At 42.2% G+C, this 24311-nt stretch carries 26 protein-coding genes; 3 read left to right on the plus strand and 23 right to left on the minus strand.

Annotated features, from left to right (window positions below; translation table 11 throughout):
• Positions 1 to 58 precede the first annotated feature (58 nt).
• Positions 59 to 382 carry a PTS fructose transporter subunit IIB gene (locus tag SPD80_RS07185; protein WP_320604337.1) on the minus strand — a complete coding sequence of 108 codons (324 nt, stop codon included), beginning with the start codon at positions 380 to 382 and terminating at the stop codon, positions 59 to 61.
• A 328-nt stretch (positions 383 to 710) separates the two neighbouring features.
• Here SPD80_RS07185 and SPD80_RS07190 point away from each other — a divergent pair, with 328 nt between their 5' ends.
• Positions 711 to 1745, plus strand: coding sequence for a LacI family DNA-binding transcriptional regulator (locus SPD80_RS07190; RefSeq protein ID WP_320604334.1), 1035 nt, complete (start codon positions 711 to 713; stop codon positions 1743 to 1745).
• A gap of 33 nt (positions 1746 to 1778) precedes the next feature.
• On the opposite strand, the gene SPD80_RS07195 is transcribed toward SPD80_RS07190, so the two are convergent.
• The 22 genes from SPD80_RS07195 to SPD80_RS07300 form a co-directional block, all read right to left on the minus strand.
• Positions 1779 to 2528: a tryptophan synthase subunit alpha gene (locus SPD80_RS07195; RefSeq protein WP_320604332.1), complete on the minus strand. Its 750-nt coding sequence runs from the start codon at positions 2526 to 2528 to the stop codon at positions 1779 to 1781.
• Between the two features lie 24 nt (positions 2529 to 2552).
• Entirely contained in the window at positions 2553 to 3833 is a 1281-nt protein-coding gene (locus tag SPD80_RS07200) for a PTS ascorbate transporter subunit IIC (protein WP_320604330.1), read from the minus strand.
• Between the two features lie 12 nt (positions 3834 to 3845).
• On the minus strand, positions 3846 to 4124 hold the full coding sequence (locus tag SPD80_RS07205) for a PTS sugar transporter subunit IIB (protein ID WP_320604328.1): 279 nt from the start codon (positions 4122 to 4124) through the stop codon (positions 3846 to 3848).
• Positions 4124 to 6238: a BglG family transcription antiterminator gene (locus tag SPD80_RS07210; protein ID WP_320604326.1), complete on the minus strand. Its 2115-nt coding sequence runs from the start codon at positions 6236 to 6238 to the stop codon at positions 4124 to 4126. The genes SPD80_RS07205 and SPD80_RS07210 overlap by 1 nt, the downstream gene beginning before the upstream one ends.
• 106 nt (positions 6239 to 6344) lie before the next feature.
• Complete coding sequence (locus tag SPD80_RS07215; RefSeq protein WP_320604324.1) at positions 6345 to 7127, minus strand: GntR family transcriptional regulator; 783 nt, start codon at positions 7125 to 7127, stop codon at positions 6345 to 6347.
• A gap of 36 nt (positions 7128 to 7163) precedes the next feature.
• Entirely contained in the window at positions 7164 to 7778 is a 615-nt protein-coding gene (locus tag SPD80_RS07220; protein WP_320604322.1) for an AAA family ATPase, read from the minus strand.
• Between the two features lie 22 nt (positions 7779 to 7800).
• Positions 7801 to 8190 carry a hypothetical protein gene (locus SPD80_RS07225; protein ID WP_320604320.1) on the minus strand — a complete coding sequence of 130 codons (390 nt, stop codon included), beginning with the start codon at positions 8188 to 8190 and terminating at the stop codon, positions 7801 to 7803.
• A gap of 95 nt (positions 8191 to 8285) precedes the next feature.
• Positions 8286 to 9593, minus strand: a complete 1308-nt coding sequence (locus SPD80_RS07230; protein ID WP_320604318.1) for a PTS ascorbate transporter subunit IIC — start codon at positions 9591 to 9593, stop codon at positions 8286 to 8288.
• A 35-nt stretch (positions 9594 to 9628) separates the two neighbouring features.
• Complete coding sequence (locus SPD80_RS07235; protein WP_320604316.1) at positions 9629 to 9928, minus strand: PTS sugar transporter subunit IIB; 300 nt, start codon at positions 9926 to 9928, stop codon at positions 9629 to 9631.
• A 57-nt stretch (positions 9929 to 9985) separates the two neighbouring features.
• Positions 9986 to 10441, minus strand: coding sequence for a PTS sugar transporter subunit IIA (locus SPD80_RS07240; protein ID WP_320604314.1), 456 nt, complete (start codon positions 10439 to 10441; stop codon positions 9986 to 9988).
• An 18-nt stretch (positions 10442 to 10459) separates the two neighbouring features.
• Positions 10460 to 11401, minus strand: a complete 942-nt coding sequence (locus tag SPD80_RS07245) for a carbohydrate kinase family protein (RefSeq protein WP_320604312.1) — start codon at positions 11399 to 11401, stop codon at positions 10460 to 10462.
• A 33-nt stretch (positions 11402 to 11434) separates the two neighbouring features.
• Positions 11435 to 12280 (minus strand): class II fructose-bisphosphate aldolase, encoded by an 846-nt coding sequence (locus SPD80_RS07250; RefSeq protein ID WP_320604310.1) that lies wholly within the window; start codon positions 12278 to 12280, stop codon positions 11435 to 11437.
• A 215-nt stretch (positions 12281 to 12495) separates the two neighbouring features.
• Positions 12496 to 13455: a transketolase family protein gene (locus SPD80_RS07255; RefSeq protein WP_414429706.1), complete on the minus strand. Its 960-nt coding sequence runs from the start codon at positions 13453 to 13455 to the stop codon at positions 12496 to 12498.
• The gene (locus SPD80_RS07260) at positions 13455 to 14309 is read right to left on the minus strand and encodes a transketolase (protein ID WP_320829159.1); all 855 of its coding nucleotides are present in this window, start codon (positions 14307 to 14309) and stop codon (positions 13455 to 13457) included. The genes SPD80_RS07255 and SPD80_RS07260 overlap by 1 nt, the downstream gene beginning before the upstream one ends.
• 84 nt (positions 14310 to 14393) lie before the next feature.
• Positions 14394 to 14681 carry a PTS sugar transporter subunit IIB gene (locus tag SPD80_RS07265; protein ID WP_320604234.1) on the minus strand — a complete coding sequence of 96 codons (288 nt, stop codon included), beginning with the start codon at positions 14679 to 14681 and terminating at the stop codon, positions 14394 to 14396.
• Between the two features lie 110 nt (positions 14682 to 14791).
• The gene (locus tag SPD80_RS07270) at positions 14792 to 16207 is read right to left on the minus strand and encodes a PTS ascorbate transporter subunit IIC (RefSeq protein ID WP_320604236.1); all 1416 of its coding nucleotides are present in this window, start codon (positions 16205 to 16207) and stop codon (positions 14792 to 14794) included.
• Positions 16208 to 16305: 98 nt separating this feature from the next.
• A complete protein-coding gene (locus tag SPD80_RS07275; protein WP_320604257.1) occupies positions 16306 to 16737 on the minus strand; it encodes a PTS sugar transporter subunit IIA in 432 nt (143 codons plus the stop codon).
• A gap of 381 nt (positions 16738 to 17118) precedes the next feature.
• Positions 17119 to 18150, minus strand: coding sequence for an Abi family protein (locus SPD80_RS07280; protein WP_320829160.1), 1032 nt, complete (start codon positions 18148 to 18150; stop codon positions 17119 to 17121).
• 153 nt (positions 18151 to 18303) lie between these two features.
• Positions 18304 to 19944 carry a chaperonin GroEL gene (groL, locus tag SPD80_RS07285; protein ID WP_320604241.1) on the minus strand — a complete coding sequence of 547 codons (1641 nt, stop codon included), beginning with the start codon at positions 19942 to 19944 and terminating at the stop codon, positions 18304 to 18306.
• A 71-nt stretch (positions 19945 to 20015) separates the two neighbouring features.
• Complete coding sequence (groES, locus tag SPD80_RS07290) at positions 20016 to 20306, minus strand: co-chaperone GroES (RefSeq protein ID WP_028263793.1); 291 nt, start codon at positions 20304 to 20306, stop codon at positions 20016 to 20018.
• A 220-nt stretch (positions 20307 to 20526) separates the two neighbouring features.
• Complete coding sequence (locus SPD80_RS07295) at positions 20527 to 20904, minus strand: pyridoxamine 5'-phosphate oxidase family protein (RefSeq protein WP_320604245.1); 378 nt, start codon at positions 20902 to 20904, stop codon at positions 20527 to 20529.
• Positions 20905 to 21018: 114 nt separating this feature from the next.
• Positions 21019 to 21585 carry a hypothetical protein gene (locus SPD80_RS07300; protein WP_320829162.1) on the minus strand — a complete coding sequence of 189 codons (567 nt, stop codon included), beginning with the start codon at positions 21583 to 21585 and terminating at the stop codon, positions 21019 to 21021.
• A 267-nt stretch (positions 21586 to 21852) separates the two neighbouring features.
• Here SPD80_RS07300 and SPD80_RS07305 point away from each other — a divergent pair, with 267 nt between their 5' ends.
• Together SPD80_RS07305 and SPD80_RS07310 are read left to right on the plus strand one after the other, a co-directional pair.
• Positions 21853 to 23985 (plus strand): BglG family transcription antiterminator, encoded by a 2133-nt coding sequence (locus SPD80_RS07305; protein ID WP_320829163.1) that lies wholly within the window; start codon positions 21853 to 21855, stop codon positions 23983 to 23985.
• A 24-nt stretch (positions 23986 to 24009) separates the two neighbouring features.
• Complete coding sequence (locus SPD80_RS07310; RefSeq protein WP_320604251.1) at positions 24010 to 24309, plus strand: PTS sugar transporter subunit IIB; 300 nt, start codon at positions 24010 to 24012, stop codon at positions 24307 to 24309.
• Positions 24310 to 24311 lie beyond the last annotated feature (2 nt).

The following is a 24311-nucleotide window of genomic DNA, read 5'->3' on the forward strand; positions in this document are numbered from 1 at the left end:
ACGACTCACACCAATACAACACGTGATATAAAGATGCGATTATTTACTCTTTTGGTTGCTATTCGCCAAGCAGCTCAAGCAAACGATTGATAACAGCGGCTGCATCGCGAATTACGTCTGCAGAACCCACCGTTAATACGCGATCCTCATCGCGTTTATCATCAAAGCGCTCGTCGCCTTCAATGCCCACATCAATAGCAAGCAGCACGCCATCTGCAGACTCAATATCGTCATCGTCAAGCTCATTGTCGGCGCCATATCCGCCTTGAGTTTCTACTTTGTACTCAAAACCACGCTTTTTGCACTCATCTTCAATGGCCTTTTGCGCCATGAAGGTGTGAGCAATGCCAACAGTACAGGCTGTTACCGCAACAATCTTCACCTCAAAATCCCTCCCCTAAGTTGTGGTACTCCTACCATTCACCCTTGTTACACACGGCTTTAACCCACAGTTTTGTCGTGCATACATGAGGCTTATTTAGTAACACCAAGTCTAGGTTCGAGATTTTTTCGATACAAGAATTATTCCGTAAGCGCAGGTCAAGTACCATTTCTTATCTATTTTAGTTAAACGTTTAACCACGCCGTTTTTATCGATATTCAATATTGTAAATAAAAGTCAAGAAAATATTTGATTTTTCCGCAAGCGGAAATCTTTGGTAGTTCTAGTATCCTAAAACTACCGTTTTGGCTCAGCTTAAAGGAGTGTCATGCCTCGTAATCGAGTAACTATTTCTGACATAGCAAAGCTTGCTGGGACTTCTACAGCTACCGTATCATATTGCATAAATGGACAATTTGACCGCATGAGTGATAAAACGCGCGAAAAGATTGAGCAAGTTATTGTTGCAACTGGATATGTGCCCAATGCACAGTCTCGGATGCTTTCTTCTAAAGAGCCCCACACAGGCGTTATTGCCGTGCTCATCTTGGATAACACAAACGCATGGAGTGGTCAGCTTATTAACGGCATAGAAGAAGTTGCTGCCCAGCATACATATCAAACGGTCCTTTGCAACACGAATTTTCAATCTGAAATTGAATCAATGTATATAGAGAAAATGCTCTCTCTTGGTGTGGATGGCTTTATTGTCCAACCCACTTCTCAATTTATGAAAGTACGCAAGCGCATAGAAGCAGCTGGTAAAAAGGTTGTTTTTTACGATACCGATTTGTATGACTTCAACACATCGTGGATCAAAACCAATTTATATGAAGGCGTATATTCAGCAGTAAGTCACTGTATAGAAGTTGGATATACCTCTTTTATTGTCCTTCATGCAGATAATACCGGCACACCTTTATTTGCCGCCAACAATCGCACCCGTGCCGAACGCATGCAGGGTTTTATTAATGCCGTATCTGCGCATAATTTTAGCTATACGTCCATAGCGGTCACCCATACGTTACCCACGGAAGAGCAGCTCACCAAACAGTTGCAACATGCAATTACACCTTCTCAGAAGACGCTCATTTTTACCCCGCATCAGTGGATGCTTGGTAGAACGTTTAAAGCACTTGAGCCACTTCATCACCTCATTCCCGAGAAAATCGGACTGCTTGGTGTAAATAATCAGGAATGGAGCAGTCTGACCAAACCATCCATTTCCACCATTTTGGAGCCCGTAAGACAAGAAGGTTTTGAAGCATGTCAGATGCTCTTTAATTTAATGGAGCATGATGAAGCAACACCCCTACAAAAAGTGCTTCCCTGCGCAGTATGTTGGCAGGAAAGCACGATGTAGATATATGTTTTGGAAAGTCACTAGAAGACAAGACTACTGTTTTATTAAACCAAGTTCTTGCAAATACGTCTCTGCCGCCGCAACTCCACCATCATTGATGCGCCTCATTAATTCGGAGCCAACAATGATGCCATCAGCACCATTTTGTAGAACACTAAGAGCATCATCCCTTGTTCTAATGCCAAATCCAACATATTTCTTTTTGTCAGTTATCCTGTTCAGATGACCAATAACGTCTATATATTCTGTCTGAAGGGCTCCTTGAGAACCTGTTTTTCCACTACCCGATAAAACATACGCAAACTGACTTGTTCTCTCTGCGTATTTTTTCATCTGTTGGTTAGACAAATCTTTGGAGAAGAGTTGAATTATATTTGGAAAAACGCTTTCTGAATAGCATTCATCTACGCATAACAAGGCATCAAAAAGAGTAGGATCAATACTGCTTAAATCAAAAGTATCAACACCCTCCTTATACGTCATCAGAATTACTTTAAAAGAAAAATAAGAGCGTATTTCTTTTAACTTCTCAATAATTTCTGATTTTGTAAGAGTAGACAATACATGCGCACTTGCTTCTTTTATTACCTCTCCATCTGCAAATGGGTGTTGCACAGGAATACCAAGTTCAACATATCCAATACCATATGCATCAAAAAGCCTAAGCAACTCAAAAAAAGTATTCCAATCAGGGTATCCAAACGTTAAAAAGAGAACAATATTATTTGCCCGAAGAGATAAAGTGGTTTTCTCATTATGCTTGGATAATCCTCTATCGCCCATATCCTTCTCCTTCTTACAAAAATCCTAGAGGGGCAAAATCTGAAGAATCCAACCAAGAATTGGGCCATAGACACAGTAATCCGTCTCAGAGAGAATACGCATAATAGGTGCATAGGAACCAACTATAGGTAGCAGAAGTGCTTGACCAACAATCAGAAGAACACCATTTACTAAAGAGCCAATGATTGCACCACGAACACCACCATGAGCATTTCCAAAAATAGCAGTAGCAGCACCAGTAAAGAATGTAGGGATAAGTGCCGGAAAGACCACTACTGGATAACCAACAGCTGCTAACACAACCATGCCTACGAGACCAGAGCATAGACTGCAGAGAAAGCCGACAATAACACTTGTGGGATAGTTGGGGAACAGTAAAGGAACGTCAAGACCGGGTTTTGCACCTGGAATAATCTTCTCAGCAATACCATGAAAAGCAGGGATGATTTCAGCGAGCATCATGCGCACGCCCGTAATGATAACCGTTATCCACATGCCAAAACTAATACCCTGTAAAATGGAATACACCAAAATGTCTTTACCGCCAGAAATGTTCTCGGTAACCCATGCAGGATTAGCAAAAATGCTTACTACAATAAAGAGAAGTGTCATGACTAAAGTAAGGGCAATGGTCATCTCGCGCAAGAAGGAGAACTGCTTAGGAATTTTGATAGCCTCTAAGTCATTAGACTTATTTCCAAACGTCTTAGCAAGAATTGTGGCCATTAAAAGACCAAAAGAGCTGGAGTGTGCAAGTGTAATCTCTTCTCCACCTTTTACGCCCTGAATACAATAATTAACATATGCACACGTAAACGTCATATACAATCCCAGAAGTACTGATCCCACGCCAACAATACCCCAAAACGGTAAGGATGTGTTGTATTTAAGCAGAGCTGCAAGTAACCCAGAATAGAAAAAAGAAACATGAGCGGAAAGATGAACAAACTTAAAGCGTGTAAAACGTGCTAACAACAAGTTAACGATGAAACCAAAGGCAAAAATAAGTGCAAGCTCAGTACCAATTTCTCCCATATATTCCGCAGATGCTGTTCCTATATCTGTTGCAGCTGCAGCAGCAGTACCAAACGCTTTAGAAATCATAGTCGCTAAAGGCAGCAAAGCGGTACCCAGCGTTTGTCCACCGAGATTAATCATGGTGAAGCCAATCATTGCCTTAATCGCTGAAGGAAGAATTTGGTTCCATTTCTTTCCCATAGCAAGCATGCCAGCAATGATTACAAACCCAATGATAAAAACTGACTGACTAAGATAGTTATTAACTATGTACAGAAATACACTCATTTATACTACCTCCTAGTTACTAGAGGAAATTGTTTTAAGAAGCTGTTCTCTGAGATACGCTTTATCCATCATGTTATCTATACGAATAATGGGAGTCTCAGTTTCTCGCAAAGCATCTGCAAAATCAGAGGTTGTAATAAGTACATCGTATGCACTGGGGTCAACAGAGCCAATATCAGAAGCATCTACCTCTGCCTCTATTCCCTCTGCATCAAGAATTTGTTGTGCAAATAACCGAAGCATCATACTGCTCCCCACCCCTGCACCACACACAGTCACAAGCCTATACATTACTTGCTCCCTTCTATAATTTTGATTATTTCATCTGCGGTACTTGCTGACTTAATTTGCTGAACCTTTGTTTGATCTGCAAGAATTTCTGCAAGCTCTGCTAATGCTTTTAGATGCGTTTGGTGGTCTATAGCACAAAGCGCAATAACTATCTCCACAGGATCATTTGTAGGATGACCAAATATGACGGGATGACTAAGTGTAAGTACGCTAAAGCCAACAGCCTTAGCACCCTTATCTGGTCGAGCATGAGGCATTGCAATTCCTGGTGCTATAACTATATAGGTACCATTTACTTCGACATTTTCTATCATGCCCTCTATATAGGAATTATCTGCAATCCCCTTTTGAACCAAAAGTTTTCCTGCATGACGCACCGCATCATTTCTATCAAGCGCATCATAATTCACTTCTATTAAATCTTTCGTGAGAACTTCATGCAACATAGGCTGATAGCCACCTTTCTCTGCTCTACATTTTTTTGAACCTTCTATGGAGTATCCAAAGTACGTTTCTAAATCATTTTTCAAAAGATTTTTTATGCTCTCGTCTAATGAAGTTCGTTTTGAGATGATTGAAATAATATCGTCTACATCTATAAATTTTATCTGAGAATTAAATATATCTTGTACTTTTTTAAAATCATTTTGTTCAAATTGAGGAGAGACCTCAATTACATCTCTTTTTGGAAATGAGAAGTGGCCTGTAGAAACAATATAATCAACACTGTTGTTTTCAAGCCAACGTCTAGCTTCAGATACTCCATAAACCCCAACTACATTTACATTAAAGTTCGCCTCTAGCTTTGACCTAACCAACTGTGAAGTAGCAAGACCTTCTCGACAAACAACAATAACGCTCGTTTGACGTGTTGCTGCACGTTTATTTCTTTCTAATGATCCTGCAAAAAATAAAACAAAGAACGCGACTTCTTCTACAGGAAAATGAATATCTAATTCCTGTTCAACGATACCAAGACTAGCTTTTACTACATCAAAAAGCTCACTACATTGATTGATAACAAAATCCAACATTGGGTTTTCAATAAAACTATGATTTACAACACGCCAATATGCTGGGCGTAAATGGTTAAGAAGCCCCACACGCAATGCTTCGTCATCAATAAAACCAGCATAAGGAAAGGCATGGGAAACATCCTCAATAAGATTGTCAACAAGAATTCCCATCCTTATCCAGTTTTCCGATACAAGATCATCAAAACATACCACCGATGCCTCGCGTAGCTTGCTTGCCATATATTCCAGCTCATCTTCAGATAACTCCGCTGAAAAAATGCGTTTTAATGTCTTTGAATGGCTTTTTACTATTTCAAGTTCGCGTGTAGCGGCTGTTTTTTGAGGTGAAAATGATATTCCTTTATTAATTCGTATTCTGCAATATGATGCATATGTGGCACACACAAGATAATCGATAGACGTGTCACTAAATTCAACGTGTAAATCTTTACATATCTCTTTTATGAGCTCACGCATTTGAATTGAGAATTCCAGGGAAGATACTAATGAGATTTCTTTAGTCACCGAAAAACTCTGACTTGGAACACTCTCTCCATTTAAATACGCTTCAAATACAGTATTACTGTCATAAAAGAGAAATTCATCGTTTAAAAAGAGTGTAGTAAGCGCACTACGTATATCTTTTTCAAGCCCATCAACCGCATACCCAACAAAAGGAGAAGAGACAAGTTTGATTGAATTCTTAGATAATATTAAATTTATATCTTTTATATCATGTAGTAGCGTATTTCTCGATATATCATAATAGCTCTGTAAGTCTTCAATATTGAACCCATCAGGCAATGTAAGTATTAATTCACCAATCCTAGTTCGACGAAATTCGGGATCAATATAAAAGAGCTCTCTATCGTTAACCAGCTGAGAAAATGCAACAGCATTTGGATTATCATACGAAAGCATGCCACGTTTATTTTGAATATATGTTCTATCGTTGGCACGTAAAAACGTATTGATTCGATTGACATCGTTATATATGGTTCGCGCACTTACCCCAAAACGACTAGCAAGATTGTTCACATGCATGGAAGCATGAGCACAGCAAATCAAATTGTATAGTTGTTCAACTCTAACACCCATAGCTCCTCCTACTTAAATCGTAGTAAAGAAGGAGCATGTAAACAAAACCAGTTTTTTTCAATATTTACGAAATGCCTTACCAGCTCAATCGCTGAGCGCCTTATGTCTATTCAGGCAAACGAGTTGTCAGCTGCATTTCTATGTAATAAAACTCTGGGCGATACCTTGCAACCAGATACTCACGTGGGATATTGTCTTTGTCGTACGTCACACGATAAATTGCAAGCACAGGAGAACCCACTGCTATATCTAATAGCTGCGCAGTATGTTCATCTGCCGCTTCAGCAAAAATCTGCTGGTTTGCAGACGTAAATTCAATATGCCGCACATTTAAATAAAAAGCTCGCAATGATTCAGTAGAAAAATCTCGGTATTCAGCATCGGGAACATAACTTGCTTCCAAAAAAACTGATTCACTGTAATACGTAATGTCACCTGATTTACGTACACGATCAAGCGTAAAGACCAGTGTATTTTCTGGAAGATTGAGTGCTTCTGATACGACTAAAGAAGCTGGTGCTACTTTAGAAGAAATAACTTGCTTAATTGGTGTTGTTGGATCACCCTTCAATTTCTTTAAATAACTGGAAACGTGACTTAAGGCAGTAACTGGTCTGTTAGAAACGACAACGGAACCAATCCCACGCTGACGCTCAATCAGCCCATTATCAACCAATAGTTCCATCGCTTTGCGTACCGTAGCGCGACTAATTTTGTGGATAGAAACGAGTTCCGTCTCCGAAGGAATTAAGTCACCCACCTTATAGACACCATTAGAGATATCTTGAAAAAGAATATTATAAAGTTGATAGTATAATTGCTCATGAGAACGAGTATTTAGTATGCCAGTCTGCAGACTTGCATTTGTTTCTGTTGAATAGGACGTCACGCTCGCCAACTCTCTCAGACTAGATACATTTTACATTCACTTAACAATATACTTATTTACTTGCTTTACAAGCCCCTCAAAATTAACGGTAGCAATATCTGTTGCATCCACTTCAATTAAATCTCCAAGCTGGAATTCACCATACCCTTTTGAAATACAGCGGTTTTTCAAAATATCAAATGTAACCAATTGATCTGCTTGCATACGATTCTTTAAAACATCTCCTTTTTTATAACAAGAAACTAAGTGCCCTAAATGTCGGCTTGGCGACAAATCGCGACTCAATGACCGTTGATATATCCTCTGTAAATTACCAACAAACCTGATAGTAAGAGCAGAGTAGTTATTTTTTTCGCATTCATATAGTAGGAAAGACTTTTGTTTATCACTAAAAGGATAATCAGTAATAACAAGTCCTCCAGCAGCCATTTGCTTCTCAAGACGTTTGTAATAAAGAGGCCAGATTCTTGTTACTTCCAAATCGGCTTTCTCAGCAGCATTTTTAAAACCAACCTCGTCCCAAATCTCTTCTTTAATGTCATCAGGACTAATAATTGGCGCGTTTGGATACAGTTTAAGCAAGCCTTTGCAAAAAGTTGATTTACCCGTTGCTGGATAGCCAGCAAGAATGACCAATATATTCTTCATCATAATCTACTCTACTTATTTAGCCCTATTTACCACGTAGCATATCTTTTGAGCTCTGCATTAGCCCTTGAATCTTATCAAGCCATTTTTTGATATCTGCATCGTTACCTGCAGCTGCTGCTTCAGCACGTTTCTTGTTGTAAAGCTTAGTCAACTCCTTATATGCAGTGCCCATGCGATTAGCTTCCTTGAGGCTAGCCTCAAACGCACTAATAGCTTTATCAACTTCACCAGCGCGTGCAAATAAAGAACCCTGCTCATTAAGCAAGTCAGCTTTTGCTGTACCAGTCGCATTTTTAATACGTTGAGTAAATTGATTAGCTTGAGAAAGGAGTTCTTCAATACTAGGAGTTATTCCCTCATCTTTATTAATCTCTACGCTACTGTTTGAATTCTTTTTAAAAATGTTAAACATAAAATCCCTCCGCTGAGAATGATGGAGCTTCTACACGATAAGAAGCTCCATCGAAAGACGTTCAAGCTGTACTAAAAACGTTACTGAAACAAAAGCTACATAAACAAACCAGTAAGAAGCTTGAGGCCATAAAGTAGGAAACCAGTAAATACAGTATCAACGTCAGTGCAAGTTAGATTCAGAAAACCAATTTGTGCCAACATAGGCGTAAGAAGTGCAGGAATAATCATAATAAAGATGCCATGCACGATACAGCCAATAATTACACCGCGCTTTCCGCCCATTGCATTAGCAAAAATACCAGCTGTTCCACCAGCAAAGAAATTGGACATAACACCTGGGATTACCAAATAGCCGGTAAATGGGGTTATGAGCATGCCAATGATAGAACCAATAGTAGTAAAAATGAAACCAAAAATTACAGAGTTAGGTGCATAAGGGAATAGTACCGGGCAATCAAGAGCAGGTTTTGCACCAGGGACAAGTTTCATAGAGATGCCTTGGAAAGCAGGAACGATGTTATCAAGCAGCTGACGAACACCCATCATAAGGATATATAGACCAATAACAAAGGTGCAGCATTGGATAAATGCCATCACTATAAAGTTAATGCTACTTGAAAGACCAAGTTCATTAACAATAGCAGCGCATTTATCGGGGCCAGCAATAATAGCGGCAACAATATAAAAAGGAAGCATTACAGTAAACACAGCCAGATAAGTATCGTTCAAAAAATCAAGAGACTCGGGCATCTTAATATCTTCGGCAGAGTCTTCAGGATTGCCAACAAGCTTTGCAACACCTGCGGTCACCATATAACCGATAGTACAAAAGTGACCAAGGGCAATGTCATCAGAATCGGTAATCTTACGCATTACTGGCTGTGCAATTGCAGGCATGAATGTTGCGAAGGCACCACCGACAAGAGATGCAAGTAGAATCAGAGGAAGACCAGTAAGACCCAAGAAATAAGAGAAAACAACCGCAAGAGTAGATTCCCAAAGCAATGCCTGACCAGTCAAGAAGATATACTTAAACTTAGTAAAGCGAGCAATTAAGATATTAACAATAAAAATACCTGCAAGAGTAATTGCAATTTCTGAACCAAGGCCAAGATCAGTCATAGCTTGACCATTAATACCCTCAATAGAAGCAACAACAGCACCACCAGAACTACCAAGATTAAATGCTGCATTAAATACACCGCCGAAGTATTTAAGTGAACCTTGGAGCACGCTGGAACCAGCAGACAAAATCATAAAGCCAAACATTGTCTTCATGGTTCCCGCAAACACTTCATTGATTGGTTTCTTCTGTAACGCGAGACCAAGACATGCAATCAAGGCAATAATAATTGCTGCCTGAGTCAAAATGTTGTTAATAATCCACTCCAAAACAACCATGCTTTCCTCCTTTTATAACAAATAACAAGGAACTCTTACTGCAATGCTCCAAGCTCACGTAAAATTGGAGTGAGCTTTTCTGCAATCTCCTGCTTATCGACCAAACGATCAAGAAATACTGTTGGAATGGGTAAATTTTTCTTTTCGATAAGTTTTTGGAAATTTTTACCGGAAACAACAATGTCTACAGTGTCCGCAAGAGCAGAAATGCTGGTCGTATCTGTATGACTAACCTTTGCATCTACACCTAAAGCGTTCATGGCTTGCTCGATTGCCATTTGACATGCGAGACTACTGCCCAATCCAGCTCCGCATACCGCCATAATCTTTACCATTTTATTCCTTCCCTAACATAGAATATGCCGCTACTACAGGTACTTGCACTACTAGATTTACTTTCCTATCAGCATGGAATAAAGTTCTTCCGGAGTACTACAATTCACAAGTGCAGCAACCTTTTCGGGGTCCATGCAAATAGCTGCCAAAAGTTTGATTGCTTCCATATGGGAAGAGGAATCCTCTGCCGAAAGCGCAAATAGAAGACGAACTGGAAAAGAGTCTGCCGAAAAAACAACCGGTTCATGCACCAAAGTAACCGCAAACTGTTTTTTAATGGCACCCTCTTCGGGGCGTGCATGAACAAGAGCTATGTCTTCAGTTAAAACATAATATGGACCAAGCTCTTGAGTATCTTTAATGATATTCTCAGCATAGCGCGACTCTACATAACCATGCTTTTCTAGCAAATTGAGTGACTTTCTAATACCATCCTCCCAGCTATCAACTCTATCTAGAACTTGGATGTTTTCTAGTTTTAATAAGTTTGTGATTTCATCTGAATAAGACATAGAAGGCCAGCTTTCTTATCAAGCTTCGAAAGATTTATAGTTTGGCAACAAGGGAAGAGCAATCCCTCTAGAATCAAGTGCATCTAAAACCTCTTTAAGTAGAGGTATTGATGTTTGACTTCCTAAGCGTGTTACCGAAATAGCCGAAGTCATCGAACTTAAAATCAAACTGTCACGTAAACTCAAGCCAGCGTTCATGCCAAAGGCAAATGCACCATGAAAAATATCACCTGCACCCGTGCTATCAATAACCTTTACGTTAAAGGCTGGCATATGAACAGCAGTATTACCTGTTAGATATACAAGACCAGCTGAACCAAGCGTCACCACCACTTGACAGCCTTCATTGATTTGAGCAATCTTACTCAAATCAGAAGATAACTCTTTACTAGTTATATCTATTGCATGTCCTAAATATTGTTGCGCAAAAGCACTTGAGCAAATTAAATATTCAGACTCTTGAGCAACACGCATTGTTGAGTTACGCATTGTTCCTGCATCAACTATGCTAATGGCCTCGGGGAATGCATGAATTAAATCTAGTGTAGCGTCTGGTTCATGCCCATCCGAGAGAATAACCGTCGGAGCTATATTTGGCAGTTTGGTTGGAACAACTCGATAGGGAGACGGATGATTAAAAATAATGCGCTCCCCTGTTTTATTGTTTACAACAATAAAACTAAATGAGGTCTCCGCATCTGAATCTTCAATGAGCGAATCTGTCATTACGCCATAATCAGAAAGTGAAGCAAGGACCATTTGACCATACGTATCATGGGCAATACGAGATACCAACTGAGTTTCTACTCCCCAAAGAGAGCAAAGACATGCAGAGTTTAGTGCAGGACCGCCAGCACAAGTATTATATTGTTCAAAGCGGTATTTAGTATCTGGTTTGATATCTTCAGAAACCGCCGCGGTAATGTCATACACTGACTGTCCGATACAATAAATACTCATGTCTTCACCTCCTCGAATTACTTGTAATCTCAGTTAATCAATATTTTTAAATAGGGAAATCTTATGCTCAACAATCTCTTGCACGATTTCAAGAGCAGGAACAACATTGTTTCTATTGGATGTATTTTCCTTATTGATGCCATACAGTTCTTTAGATTTACGGTTCCAATTAACCAGTAATTCAGTACCTACGTTAAATTTACGAATGCCAGAATTAATAACATGATGAATATCATCATCAGAAACTCCCGTACCACCATGAATCACTAAAGGGGCTTCTACTGCAGCATGAATAGAATCCAAAACATCAAAATTAATATTAGTCTTGGATTTGTATTGCCCATGGTTTGTACCAATCGCAACAGCTAATGCATCAATGTTGGTCTTATCAATAAATTCCGCTGCATCTTCAGGCTCGGTAAGACGAACTGCATCTGGATTGACCACAATACCATCTTCAGTCCCACCGACAGTACCCAACTCAGCTTCTACAGAAACACCAGCAGCGTGCGCATACTCAACAACGCGCTTAGTCCCAAGAATATTATCTTTAAAGGGAAGAGAGGACCCATCGAACATGACGGACGTATAGCCAGCATCTACTGCCTCACGAATAATGTCCCAGTTCTTAGCATGATCAAGATGAAGAACGACATTAACGCCAAACTCTTTTGCCAGAGAGCTAACAACTGCAACTAAAGTTTTCATACCAACATATTGTGCAGTTCCCTCAGATGTCTGAATAATCACTGGTGTTTTTTGATTGCTAGCAGCCTTAATAATTGCCTGCGTCATTTCTAGATTATGAGTATTAAAAGCGCCTACTGCCATGGTAAGTTGACTAGCTTCTGCAAGAACATTCTTTAAGGTTGTATACATAACATTCTCTTTCTCTAACCTCTTTTGTTGTCGGAAAACACCTATTGTCTGTTTGTCCGTACAATTAAAAAGAATAGCAACTTTTCCGCATCTTTACAACAAAATAGTCAAAATTTGGACTATTTTGTTGGCCTAGAACTATGTTATTATTGCAATACGCCCTAGCGCCAAATAACCAGCACTAGGACGCATCTTCTCTTACATAAATGAACGCTTTACTTAAGAAGTGCCTTCACCGTATCAAGCAAATCATCTGCAGTAAGTTTAAACACCTTTTGCAGATAATCAGGACTACCTACTTGACCAAAGCTCTCCACAACGCCATGGCGTTTGAAAGGCACAGCCACACCATGCTCTGCTAAAACTGCTGCAACTGCATCGCCCAAACCACCAATAACACCGTGATTCTCAAAAGTAACTACTGCTTTCTTGCCAGCTGCTTCACTCAGCACGAGGTTCTCGTCAAGAGGCTTAATACAAAACATGTCTACCACCTCTACCGAGACACCCTGCTGCTCCAATACCTCAGCAACATCTAATGCCTCGCTTACCAGCTGACCTGCCGCAATAATAAGAACGTCACTACCCTTGCAAACAATATTGCCACGACCAAGTTCAAAAGTAGAGCCAGCCTCATATATGTCACGCACTGCCTTACGATTAGCTCGAACGTAGTGCACGCCCTCAAGCTTGACAAACTCGCGAACGATCCAATCCAGCTGTGTTGCATCTGCAGCATCACACACAACAGCGCCAGGGATGGTGCGCATCAATGCGACATCTTCCCACGTAGTGTGGGTTCCACCATTGGTACCCACGCAGAAGCCAGGATCAGAACCATAGATATTAATGGTGTTGTGAGCATATCCACCAGACAAAAATACCTGGTCAAAAACGCGACGAGATACAAACGGTCCAAACGAATGCATAAATGGCTTAAAACCAAGTGTGCTCATACCTGCAGCAACACCAACCATATTGGCCTCAGAAATGCCGCATTGTATAAAACGATTGGGATTGGTCTGAGTAATTTTAGTAAAACCAGAAGCGCCACCAAGATCTGCTTCAAGAGCAACAACGGAATCATTTTTCTTCATAAGATCCTGAAGCGTACTTACTACAACAGCGCGAAGTTCAGGAGAGTTCATACCACGATCCTTAGCAAGGCTAAACATTAGGCCTCACTCCCCTCTAGGATTGCTGCGTACTGCATAAGTGCTTCATCGGCAGCTTGCTTAACTTCAGGAACACTAAACTTAACGGAATGGTTGCCAGCATAGGTCTCAAAAAATGGAATGCCCGCACCTTTAGTGGTATCCAAAACAAGAGCTACTGCAGACTCATTGGTATTCTCGGCAACCGTAAGAGCCTTATCTAAAGCAATCATATCCTGGCCATTAACCTGCTGTGTTGCAAAACCAAAAGCTTCGAGTTTCTTTGCAATATCAAAGGGATTCATGACCTCTTCAAGCGTGCCATCAAGCTGGCGCTTGTTCCAGTCGATAATAACAATGCAGTTGTTAAGCTTATGAGCTGCAAGGTATTGAAATGCCTCCCAGCACTGACCCTCATTAAGCTCGCCATCACCCACAATAAGGTATACGCGCCTATCGGAACCCTTCATGCGCAGAGCAGTAGCAATACCTGCTGCAGTAGAGGTGCCCTGACCAAGAGAACCAGTGGTCATGTCTACACCGGGTGTCTTGATTCGATCTGGATGGGAAGGCAAATTGGTGCCGCCTTGATTAAGAGTGAGCAGTAACTCTCTATCAAAGAAGCCTTTCTCGGCCAAAGTAGCATACCAAGCAGGTCCAGCGTGACCCTTAGAAAGTACTACGCGGTCTCGGTCTTCCCACTCAGGATTGGATGCATCATACCGAAGGTGGTTTCCGTACAGCACGCTCATGAGCTCAACAATGGACATAGAGCCACCTAAATGGCCCGAACCAACTTTCATAAGCATCTGAAGGATGTCTCTGCGGACTTTCACGCAAAACAATGAAAGCTCGTCAAACTTTTTTTGATCCATACCTATCTCCAAAATAAATGCGCTGCAGGAACATGCCCTACAGCGCATACGTACTACAAGATGAGTTTTGGGCAGTTGTGTACGTTACGCCTCGATGTTCTTCTCGCGAAGCTTCTCTTCCAGCTCATTTTTGTCAATGATGTTTTGAAGAACAACAATCTGCTCTGCAGGAACATCCTTAATAAAATCTGCCAAGTCACGACCAACAACAAACAAATCTGCAGCACCAGGCTTTACATCAGAGGTGGTGGAGTGGGATACAGAAATGCCCTCGATGCCCATCTTCTTAAGAACATCTTGGATGTTCATTTCTACCAAAAGGCTTGAGCCCAAACCAGAGCCGCAAGCGCACATAATCTTAGATACCTTCATGCTTCACTCCTTTGTGTAAGCAGACATACTTGCTACCGTACATACATATTTGCCGGGGCACAGCATGCACCCCGGCAAACCTACCAACTCATTATATAGCTATTAAGCCGTTATTCTTGCTCGGTAACAGCCTTCTTAGGTGCAACAAAGTTATAAATAATAGGTGCACAGAATACAACAATGCAAACAACCATAAGCGCCGTGCCCTGAACACTCTGAGCTACGTTACCAAACACAATACCCATCCAAGAGAAGTCAGCATCAGAGAAGGTAGCAGAGGTAAAGCCAAGTGCCGTAAATACAGGCATGCAGATTGCTGGCAAGAAGGTGATGAGAAGACCATGTACAAAGGAACCAGCGATGCAGCCCTTTACACCACCCTCTGCATTACCAAATACACCTGCAGTTGCGCCGCAGAAGAAGTGAGGTACGACACCAGGAAGAATGAGTGCCACAGGAATAGCGCCATTGATGCCCGTGAGCACCAAAAGACCAACAATACCTGCAAGGAAGGATGTCAAGAAGCCAATAATTACTGCATTAGGAGCGTAAGGATAGGCAACGGGACAGTCAATTGCAGGAATAGCACCAGGAACGAGCTTCTCTGCAATGCCCTTAAATGCAGGAACAATCTCGCCAACAATCAGACGAACGCCAGACAAGATGATGTATACGCCACCAGCAAAGCTCATGCCTGCGGTAAGAGCCCATACAATCCAGTTAACGTGAGTCTCGGTGCCAACGTTAAGCAGGTCATTAAGATGTGCAAACTGGGTAGGATCTGCGGTAAGAATACCCTTAGCAACAGCAATGCCTGTTACAACAACAAACAGAACCATCATGGTGATGGAAATAGAAACCGTAGTATCACGCAAGAAGATAAGGCGCTTAGGGAACTTGAGGTCCTCGGTAGACTTACCACCCTTGAATGCCTTACCAACCAAACCTGAAAGTGCGTAGCCAATGCCACCAAAGTGACCAAGTGCAACGCCATCAGTGCCAGTTACCTTCTTAAAAGTGGGCTGGCAATAAGCGGGAGATACAACCATGATGAACGCGAGCAAGCAACCACCAGCAACGATAAGCTGTGCGCCAGACAAACCACCAATGGACAGGATTACAGCAAGCATGCAAGCCATGTACAGCGTGTGGTGACCCGTCAAGAAGATGTAGCGCATGCGAGAGAAGCGAGCCAGCACGATATTAAGAATCATGCCAACGCACATGATAAGTGCGGTGTCAGAGCCAAACTTCTCTAAAGCCATGGAAACAACAGCCTCGTTGTTAGGAACTACGCCCTGCATATTAAAGGCAAAATTAAAAATCTCACCAAATGCAAGCAAGGAACCAGACTGCAAAAAGCCTGCGCCAGCGGACAACACCAAGAAACCAACGATGGTCTTTACCGTGCCCATTACAATGTCTTCAATAGGCTTGCCCTGGAGTGCAAGACCAAGAAGCGCGAGAAGGCCAACAAGAATTGCTGGCGTAGACAAGATGTTGACAATAAAATCTACAACTGCCATGTTTCCCCCTTTAATACGAACTCGCTACTAGATATAAATCGTGCCTATCACAGTTGACGCCCGCTACGTCAAACAATGATCAAATAATAAGGGCTCCGTCACTCTTGAGCCAAGAACAGATCATAAATCTCCTGCTCAGATGTTGCTTCTACAACCTTAGCAATGTTGGCAGGATCTCCAAACATCATAGCAAGTTGGCGCATGACGTTAATATGAGAATCGGAGTCTGTTGCTACCAGCGTGACAAGCAAACGAACATCGGGTCCTTCTTCTTTAAAACGAACAGGCTCACGCAAAACGGTTACAGCCAATTGCTGCTTAAGAGCACCTTGCTCGGGGCGAGCATGTAACAGTGCCAAATCAGGGCATAAAACGAAGTAAGGGCCGAGCTCCTTTGCATTAGCAATAATGCCGTCAATATAACGAGCTTCTGCATAACCGCCATCCACAAGGGGTTGTACGGCGACATGAACGGATTGCTCCCAGTCCTTTACACTCTGCAGAATCTGAACATTCTCGAACTTAAGCATTTCCTTCACAGTAACCTACCCTACGTATACGTTATATGCAGCTAACAAGTACCGTATTGCATTTTAACATTATGTACAGATTATGTAGACGCAAACGAGATAAAAAAGACCCCATGTTGCCATGGGGTCTTTAAACGCACTATATATGCGGATGAACGGGCAAATTGACTCATAGAAAATCAACTAAACAATACTTCTAAAACATTAAGTAAGAATAGCTTTACCGCTTACTAATACAACCCTATGCCCGGATTCAAAATAAAATGAGGGAACCCCAAAAAAGGAATCCCCTCCGCAAAACGGTCGAACCGTTTTTTTATGTACAAAGATACTATACAGAATTAGAAGGTTTTACAAGGAAGGCCTCTACGGAGTCATCATTTAAACATATGGAGAGCTATACCAAGCGCCAATAAGCTTAGCAATAAACTCAAAACTTGCTATAACCTGCGGATTACTCTTGTAGTACTTAGCATTTTTATGCAGCCTATTTGCAAAAATACTTAGCTCTTTTAATCGATGGTTGTAAACGCCCTCTGATGCTACTTCTTGATGTTTATATAAAGTGGTAGCGATTTCTTGCAATCGATCATTACTCAGTCGAGAACGTCTAGTTTGCTTACTTATTCCCTTAATTGGTCCCATTGCTCTGGTAAGGATATACGAACTATGTCGGGCTTTTCCCGCTGTTAAATCATTGAGAATACAATTATTATGTGCACAGGCATTACGCATTGATTTAATGCTTTTAAGAAGATAGAAGTTATTTCTCATACTAGTACCATCAAATTGCTCAGCACAAAACTTATAAAAATCCAAAAAAGTTCCAAACGCAATTACTTCCATAAAGGCCCAAGCTGGATAACAGAAATTTTCATAAGAAGATATCAAATCTGCAATATAAGGACTGGTTTTACCACGATTAATATCATTCTTCACTCTGTTAGTAATTTTTCCATCCTGCTTTATATCGTTACTATTGATATAATCGGCTACTATTCTATAACCGTCTTTTCCTTCATCCTCTATCCGCTTAAGCAATCGCATTTTTTCAAAATGTTCAATGTCTAATGTCATAGGCAACATCTGCTGACGCAAACGAAAATCAATAACTGATAAATCAACCAGCATCGCAAAGTCTAATGAAATATATTTTCCTTCATTTTCTCCAGCATCATATTTTTGGAATGTTTTTCTATATGACTTAAGTCGGAAGTAGTTATTATTTTTCTCTAAATAAGCTTTTGCCTTATCCCTTGGGTAGAGTTCAAACTTTACGCCTTGAGCTTCCAATCGCTGAATCTGTTCCTCAACAGTGAGCCATGGCTTTTTACCTGCATTTATTTGCAAAACAGTAGATGAATCTATTTGATTGATTTTATCGTTGGCGGTACTAGGTTCATCTATCTGCATTATGCCTTCTTTATGTCAATAAATAATGTTAGATGGCCGTAAGGTATTTTTCTGAAAAGACCCCATGTTGCCATGGGGTCTTTAAAACAATTGCTCTGAGCAAGCTGCATACGAACTTATACACTAAGTTATATACAAGATACTAAGCCAACCTTAGTACATGCCGCCGCCCTGGCCGCCCTGTGCAGCTGCAGCAGAGATAGCCTCTTCGATGGTGGTGTTCTTGGGAACATCAGACACGGTGGCCTCAGTGATAAGAATAAGAGATGCCACAGAAGCAGCGTTCTGAAGAGTGGTGCGGGTAACCTTTACAGGATCCAATACGCCCATCTCAATCATGTCACCATAGGTGCCGGATGCGGAGTCAAGACCCTGACCAGCAGGCAAGCCCTTGATTTTCTCTACAACTACAGAGCCCTCATAACCAGCATTGTTAGCAATGGTCTTGACAGGAGCCTCGAGTGCCTTACGGATGATGTCTACGCCGATCTTCTCGTCAGCATCGCCGGTGGTAACCTCGTCCAAGGCAACGGAAGCCTCAATAAAGGCTACGCCGCCACCGGAAACAATACCCTCTTCAACGGCTGCACGAGTTGCCTGAAGTGCATCCTCAATGCGGTGCTTAATCTCCTTGAGCTCAACCTCGGTAGCTGCGCCAACCTTGATGATTGCTACGCCACCAGAAAGCTTAGCCAAACGCTCCTGGAGCTTCTCGCGGTCAAAGTCAGAATCAGTGTGATCAATCTCTGCCTTAATCTGAGAAACGCGCTCGTCAATTGCATCCTTGGAACCAGCGCCACCAACAATAGTGGTGTTGTCCTTGGTAATCTTGACGGACTTAGCGCGACCAAGCATCTCTGCAGAAATGTCAGTCAAAGAAACGCCAAGCTCCTTCATGGCTACCTGGCCGCCCGTGAGAATAGCAATATCCTCGAGCATGCGCTTACGACGATCGCCGTAACCAGGAGCCTTGACAGCAGCAATGTTAAGCGTGCCACGGAGCTTGTTCAAAATAAGGGTGGCCAAAGCCTCACCGTCTACATCCTCTGCAATGATAAGCAAAGGAGAGCCAGACTTCTGGATGCCCTCAAGAACAGGCAGAATATCCTGAATGTTGGAAATCTTCTGGTCAGTCATAAGGATGTAGGGATCCTTAAGCTCAGCCGTCATGTTCTCGCCATCAGTTGCAAAGTAAGGGGAAATATAACCCTTATCAAACTGCATGCCCTCTACGGTATCAATATCCATACCAAAGGTCTGGGACTCCTCAACGGTGATTACGCCATCTTTGCCTACAACATCCATGGCGTCAGAAATCTTCTTACCAATCTCTGGATCACCAGCAGAAATGGTGCCAACAGAAGCAATCTGATCCTTGGTAGAAACTTCTCTCGAAGCAGCTGCCATCTTTGCTACTACAGCAGTAACGGCCTTATCGATGCCGCGACGAATAGCAATAGGATTAGCGCCAGCTGCGACGTTACGAAGACCCTCATTAACAATAACCTGAGCAAGCAATGTTGCGGTAGTGGTGCCATCACCCACGGTGTCATTGGTCTTGGTAGCAACTTCCTTAACCAGCTGAGCACCCATGTTCTCTACTGGGTCAGTAAGTTCAATTTCTTTAGCAACAGAAACGCCATCATTAGTAATGGTAGGAGCACCATAGGTACGCTCAAGTGCAACGTAGCGGCCCTTGGGACCCATAGTGGTAGTTACTGCATCTGCAAGAGTGTTTACACCCTTAGCAAGCCTAGCACGTGCATCAGTGCCAAATTCAATGTTCTTTGCCATTGCAAATTCCTCCGAAAATGATTGTGCTTATGCAAACAATATTTGAAACAATACTTGCCAAGCCTACCGAATTACTCTTCTACAATTGCGTAAATGTCATCAGCGCGAAGTAGCAAGTAATCCTCGCCGTCAATCTTGACATCATTACCGCCAAACTTACCGTAATACACCTGATCGCCTGGCTTAATGTCTAGAGCAATACGCTCGCCCTTATCGTTATACTTACCAGCACCTACAGCGATAACCTCACCCTGCTGAGGCTTCTCTTGAGCGCCACTGGAAATAAACAGACCAGAAGAGGTCTTCTCCTCCTTAGGAGCGGGCTTTACCAAAATGCGATCACCTAATGGCTTGAGCTTCATTGTGAGCCTTCCTTCCCTTGCGCCTGTCAGGCGCGCGACTGTTTAGGCTGGACATTGGACTAATACCGCCAACGTTTAGCCAACTTGCGTTGTTACTGTTGTTGATAGTACCCAGCATGCACGAATATACACAAGTATTTTGAAAAAATCTCTATATGACACACTTAGATTTTCTCCTATGCACACACGTACTAAAGCTGTTGCGTTGGTTACCGACTCTTTAGTTTCCATAGCGTCCGTGTACGCGGCTTTTCTCGCCAGGATGGACGTTGTCCCGTCGTTTACCCGTCATATCAATAACGCGCAGACGGAACACGGTAGTAGCAGCAAGCAGTTTCTCATTTATAGGAAAGTCATCTTCATGAAAGTGGGACAGAAGAACCTTAAGACCGTGAATCTTTTCTTCTTTTGGCACAATCTCAATAAGACCGTGCCCAATCACGCTGGCGTATCCCATGGTACAACTCATGCGGTCGTCATACATGATAAGAGTATGGTTGGTGTCCATCTCGAAGGTTGCCCTGTTATCACGAGCAATAAGCTCCATCTTTTTCCCGCGGTTTGCACCGTGAAACCAGAGATAGTAGGTGTCTCCCAATTTCTACAATCTGGTCTGGGTCTGTAATCTCTCGACCCTTGCGACGCATAATAGCTCCTTATGGCGTACTAACGCACAAACGTACTCGTACTAACACATTAACGCACTGCTGCACTACTCTGCAGGTTGAAGCATGTGTAGGGCAACGGGAATAAGCTGGGCTATCTTGTCAGCTGCTTGTGCAACTTCTTCGCTCGCAATCCCCAGTTGTGCAGTAAGCGCAAGTGACTCTGCAATGGCCTTATTGAGCTCATTATTGGTTGCACCCAACCTTTGTGCACGCTCGGCAAGACTAGCCAACACATGCAGGCTTGCCACCAGCTGAGCAAGTTTAGCGGCGGTAGCTTCTTCAGTCTTCATGAAAGCGATAAGGTCAAAGGGCTTGCCTTGCTCTACGCCTCGGTGGTCTGCAATATGCTTGGCGCGAGCACAAACCCCATCAGTTACTGCCTCTACTTCTGAAAGTGTCGCTTCTCCAAAGCTGAACTTAAGTCCCAAAAATAGTTCTGAGAATGCATGACCACAGGGGATAAAACCAGGCATGGTAGACATAGCATTGCTAAGCGTAATGCCCAAACCAACGCTGTGCGCAAGTAACTTACTTTGAGCGCGGCTCAACGCAACTAATTCTTTAGATTCTGCATCTGACACCGCAGCAACTGCTCCGTGAATGTGTGGCATATATACTCCTAACCTATTTGCATGAATGAATCTGCTCTCTGATTTTGTTCTCTTAGAAGGATAATAAAAGAATTAGTAGGCACCTAAGAACACGAGCAAGTTTCACAACAGAAGAATGCTGCTTAAAACGCGCCTTTTCTCTTTTTAGATGTTCTCCTCTGTACGCGCATATTGCTCAATCTCTAGAACTATTTCACTGTAAAAGTGAACGTAATGCGTATTGAGCCACAAGCTCTCTGCCCCCATAGTTAAAGGTGGTGATGACCTATGAATAGCCGACAAAGAAAAGAATTGCAGCTGCTCATTGAACATGGTTCATTTAGTCTGAGTGAGTTTGCTGATTTGTTTTCCCTTAGTAAAAGGCAGATTCGCTACGATATTGATGAGCTCAACTTGGCACTTGAGCCTACTATTGGTTCAGAAGCCGTAAGTATTTATCGCAATGTTGCTTATCTTCATGCTGATATTACAAGTCAAAGCCTCGTAAAGTCAGAGTTCTTTGATGAGAGACGAGACTTTAGTAAAAATCCGCTCAGCGTAAAAGAACGCATTCTTCTAACCGCATTTTATATTGCTTGGTCTTCTAAACGCTATGTAACCATGCAAGAAATCGCTGACAACTTCTCTGTGAGCTACGACACGGTTGTTCGTGATATGGCGGAAGTGCGTAAATACTATGCAGCTCACAACATACAGGTAATTTCTGAAGCCGGCAAAGGGCTACGCCTTGCGGCAAATGAGTCTACGCGTAGAGAAATCTTATCGTCTCTTGTAAAAGAGTATAAGAATCTCTCTCGCTTTCATATGGCTTTTGATCCACATGATTATGAAGAGTTGTTCCCCTTAGAGAACCTGCAAGAGGTTGCAGCAATTGTAAGTAATGCCGAAGCTTATTGCGCAATCTTGCTTGACGACGCATCCTTTGAAGCAATCATTATCCATATCCTTCTTTCTGTTAAACGCTTTAAGGATGTAGGTGCCACAAACGCGCCCGATACCAATGTACATGCCTCCCAAAGCCAGCTTGATGAAGTACGACGTAACATCGCAAGCTACATTGTTGAGCAGGTAAACAATTACTTTGGCATCAAACTTCCCGATGATGAGCTGCTTTATATAGGCTTACATGTAGGATTATACGGCTGGCGCGTTGAGACAGACACTCCCCACGTCAACACAGCAATCGAGCTCGCCTGTACTGCACTGATTAGTGCGGTTGATGCTTGTATGCAAGCTGGCTTTAAACAGGATAAAAAGCTCTATACCAGTTTGGTCCAGCACATTGCCACGTCAGCAAATCGCAAGACCGCTCATCTTAAGCTTTCCAATCCCTTGCGAGAAGAACTACTTCATGAATACGGTGACTTATACCAGATTATCCGCCAAAAAAGTAACAGCTGTGGTCTTGACCAACTTATCAATCCTACAGAGGATGAACTGTCTTATATCTTAGTGCACTTTGGTGCTGCATTAGCACGCATTCATCGAGCTTATCAGCATAAACCACGCGTTGTTGTGGTATGCGCAACAGGAATTGGCACGGCAGAACTTTTGGCATCAAGGTTGCAGCAACAATTTAGTTTAGACATTGTTTCCATATTGGCTGCACATCGTCTCGTATCCCTACCTCTTGACGAGATTGACCTCATTATATCCACCCTTCCTTCCAGCATCACAAAGGTGACTACACCTTGGCTCAAGGTAGGGCCACTGTTAGATAAGGAAGACTGCACCAAAGTTGCTGCCAAATTAAGTCAGCTTGGCTTCTCTACAAAACAAGATGTTTATGTGGAAGCAGACCTCAGCACAAGTGCAAAAGAGCTCCAAAAAATCTTGTTGGAATACCCGCAGCCACAAGACGAACCAAAACTTATTGCAGCTTTACACAGCTATTTGGAGGCTAAGGACAAAGGAGGTGAGGATCCCATGTTAAGCGATTTATTATGCAAGGACCATATTGTGTTGGACGTTGTTTGTAACGACTGGCAATCATCCGTAGAAGCCGCTGGTCAACCCTTACTTAAAACAGGTGAAATTACTTCATCATATATTGATGAAGTTATTAAGAACATCACTGAGTATGGACCCTATGTTGTTATTACCAAAGGAATTGCGCTAGCACATGCAAGCAGCGCCATTGGTGTCAATAAAACAGGTATGGCACTCGTAAGACTTAAGACACCTGTTACCTATGGAAATACCGCTAATGACCCTGTGAGTTATGTATTTATGCTTGCATCAACCGGGCCAGAAACACATATGACCGCCTTGCAATGTTTGAGCGAACTTCTCCAGGATGAGGCATCAATTGCCTGCATGGCTCATGCAACCGAGCCATCCGAAATCACCGAACAAATTAAACGCTTTGAGAAAACTATAACAGTGACCATTGATTGTTAACTATCACAGAAAGGTGGTAGACCCATGAGCTCTAAAACTTATGAAGCACTTATCGCGTGTCGCACCGGTATGGGCTCGTCGATGATGCTCAAAATCAAGGTGCAACAAGTGGTACATGCACACGATTTTCCCATTGAGCTTCATCATGACACGCTTGATGCCGTGAAGTCATTTAAAGGTGATTTGTTTATTACCATGTCTGATCTCGCAGATGAACTGAAGGATGAAGTGCCTTATGTCATTGGCATTGACAACCTTATGAATAAAGAAGAGATCGCTCAAAAGCTCCAAAAGTTTCTTGATGACCAAGCACGTGAAGCATAAGG

The organism is Atopobium sp. (assembly GCF_034113385.1).
Classification (GTDB): domain Bacteria; phylum Actinomycetota; class Coriobacteriia; order Coriobacteriales; family Atopobiaceae; genus Atopobium.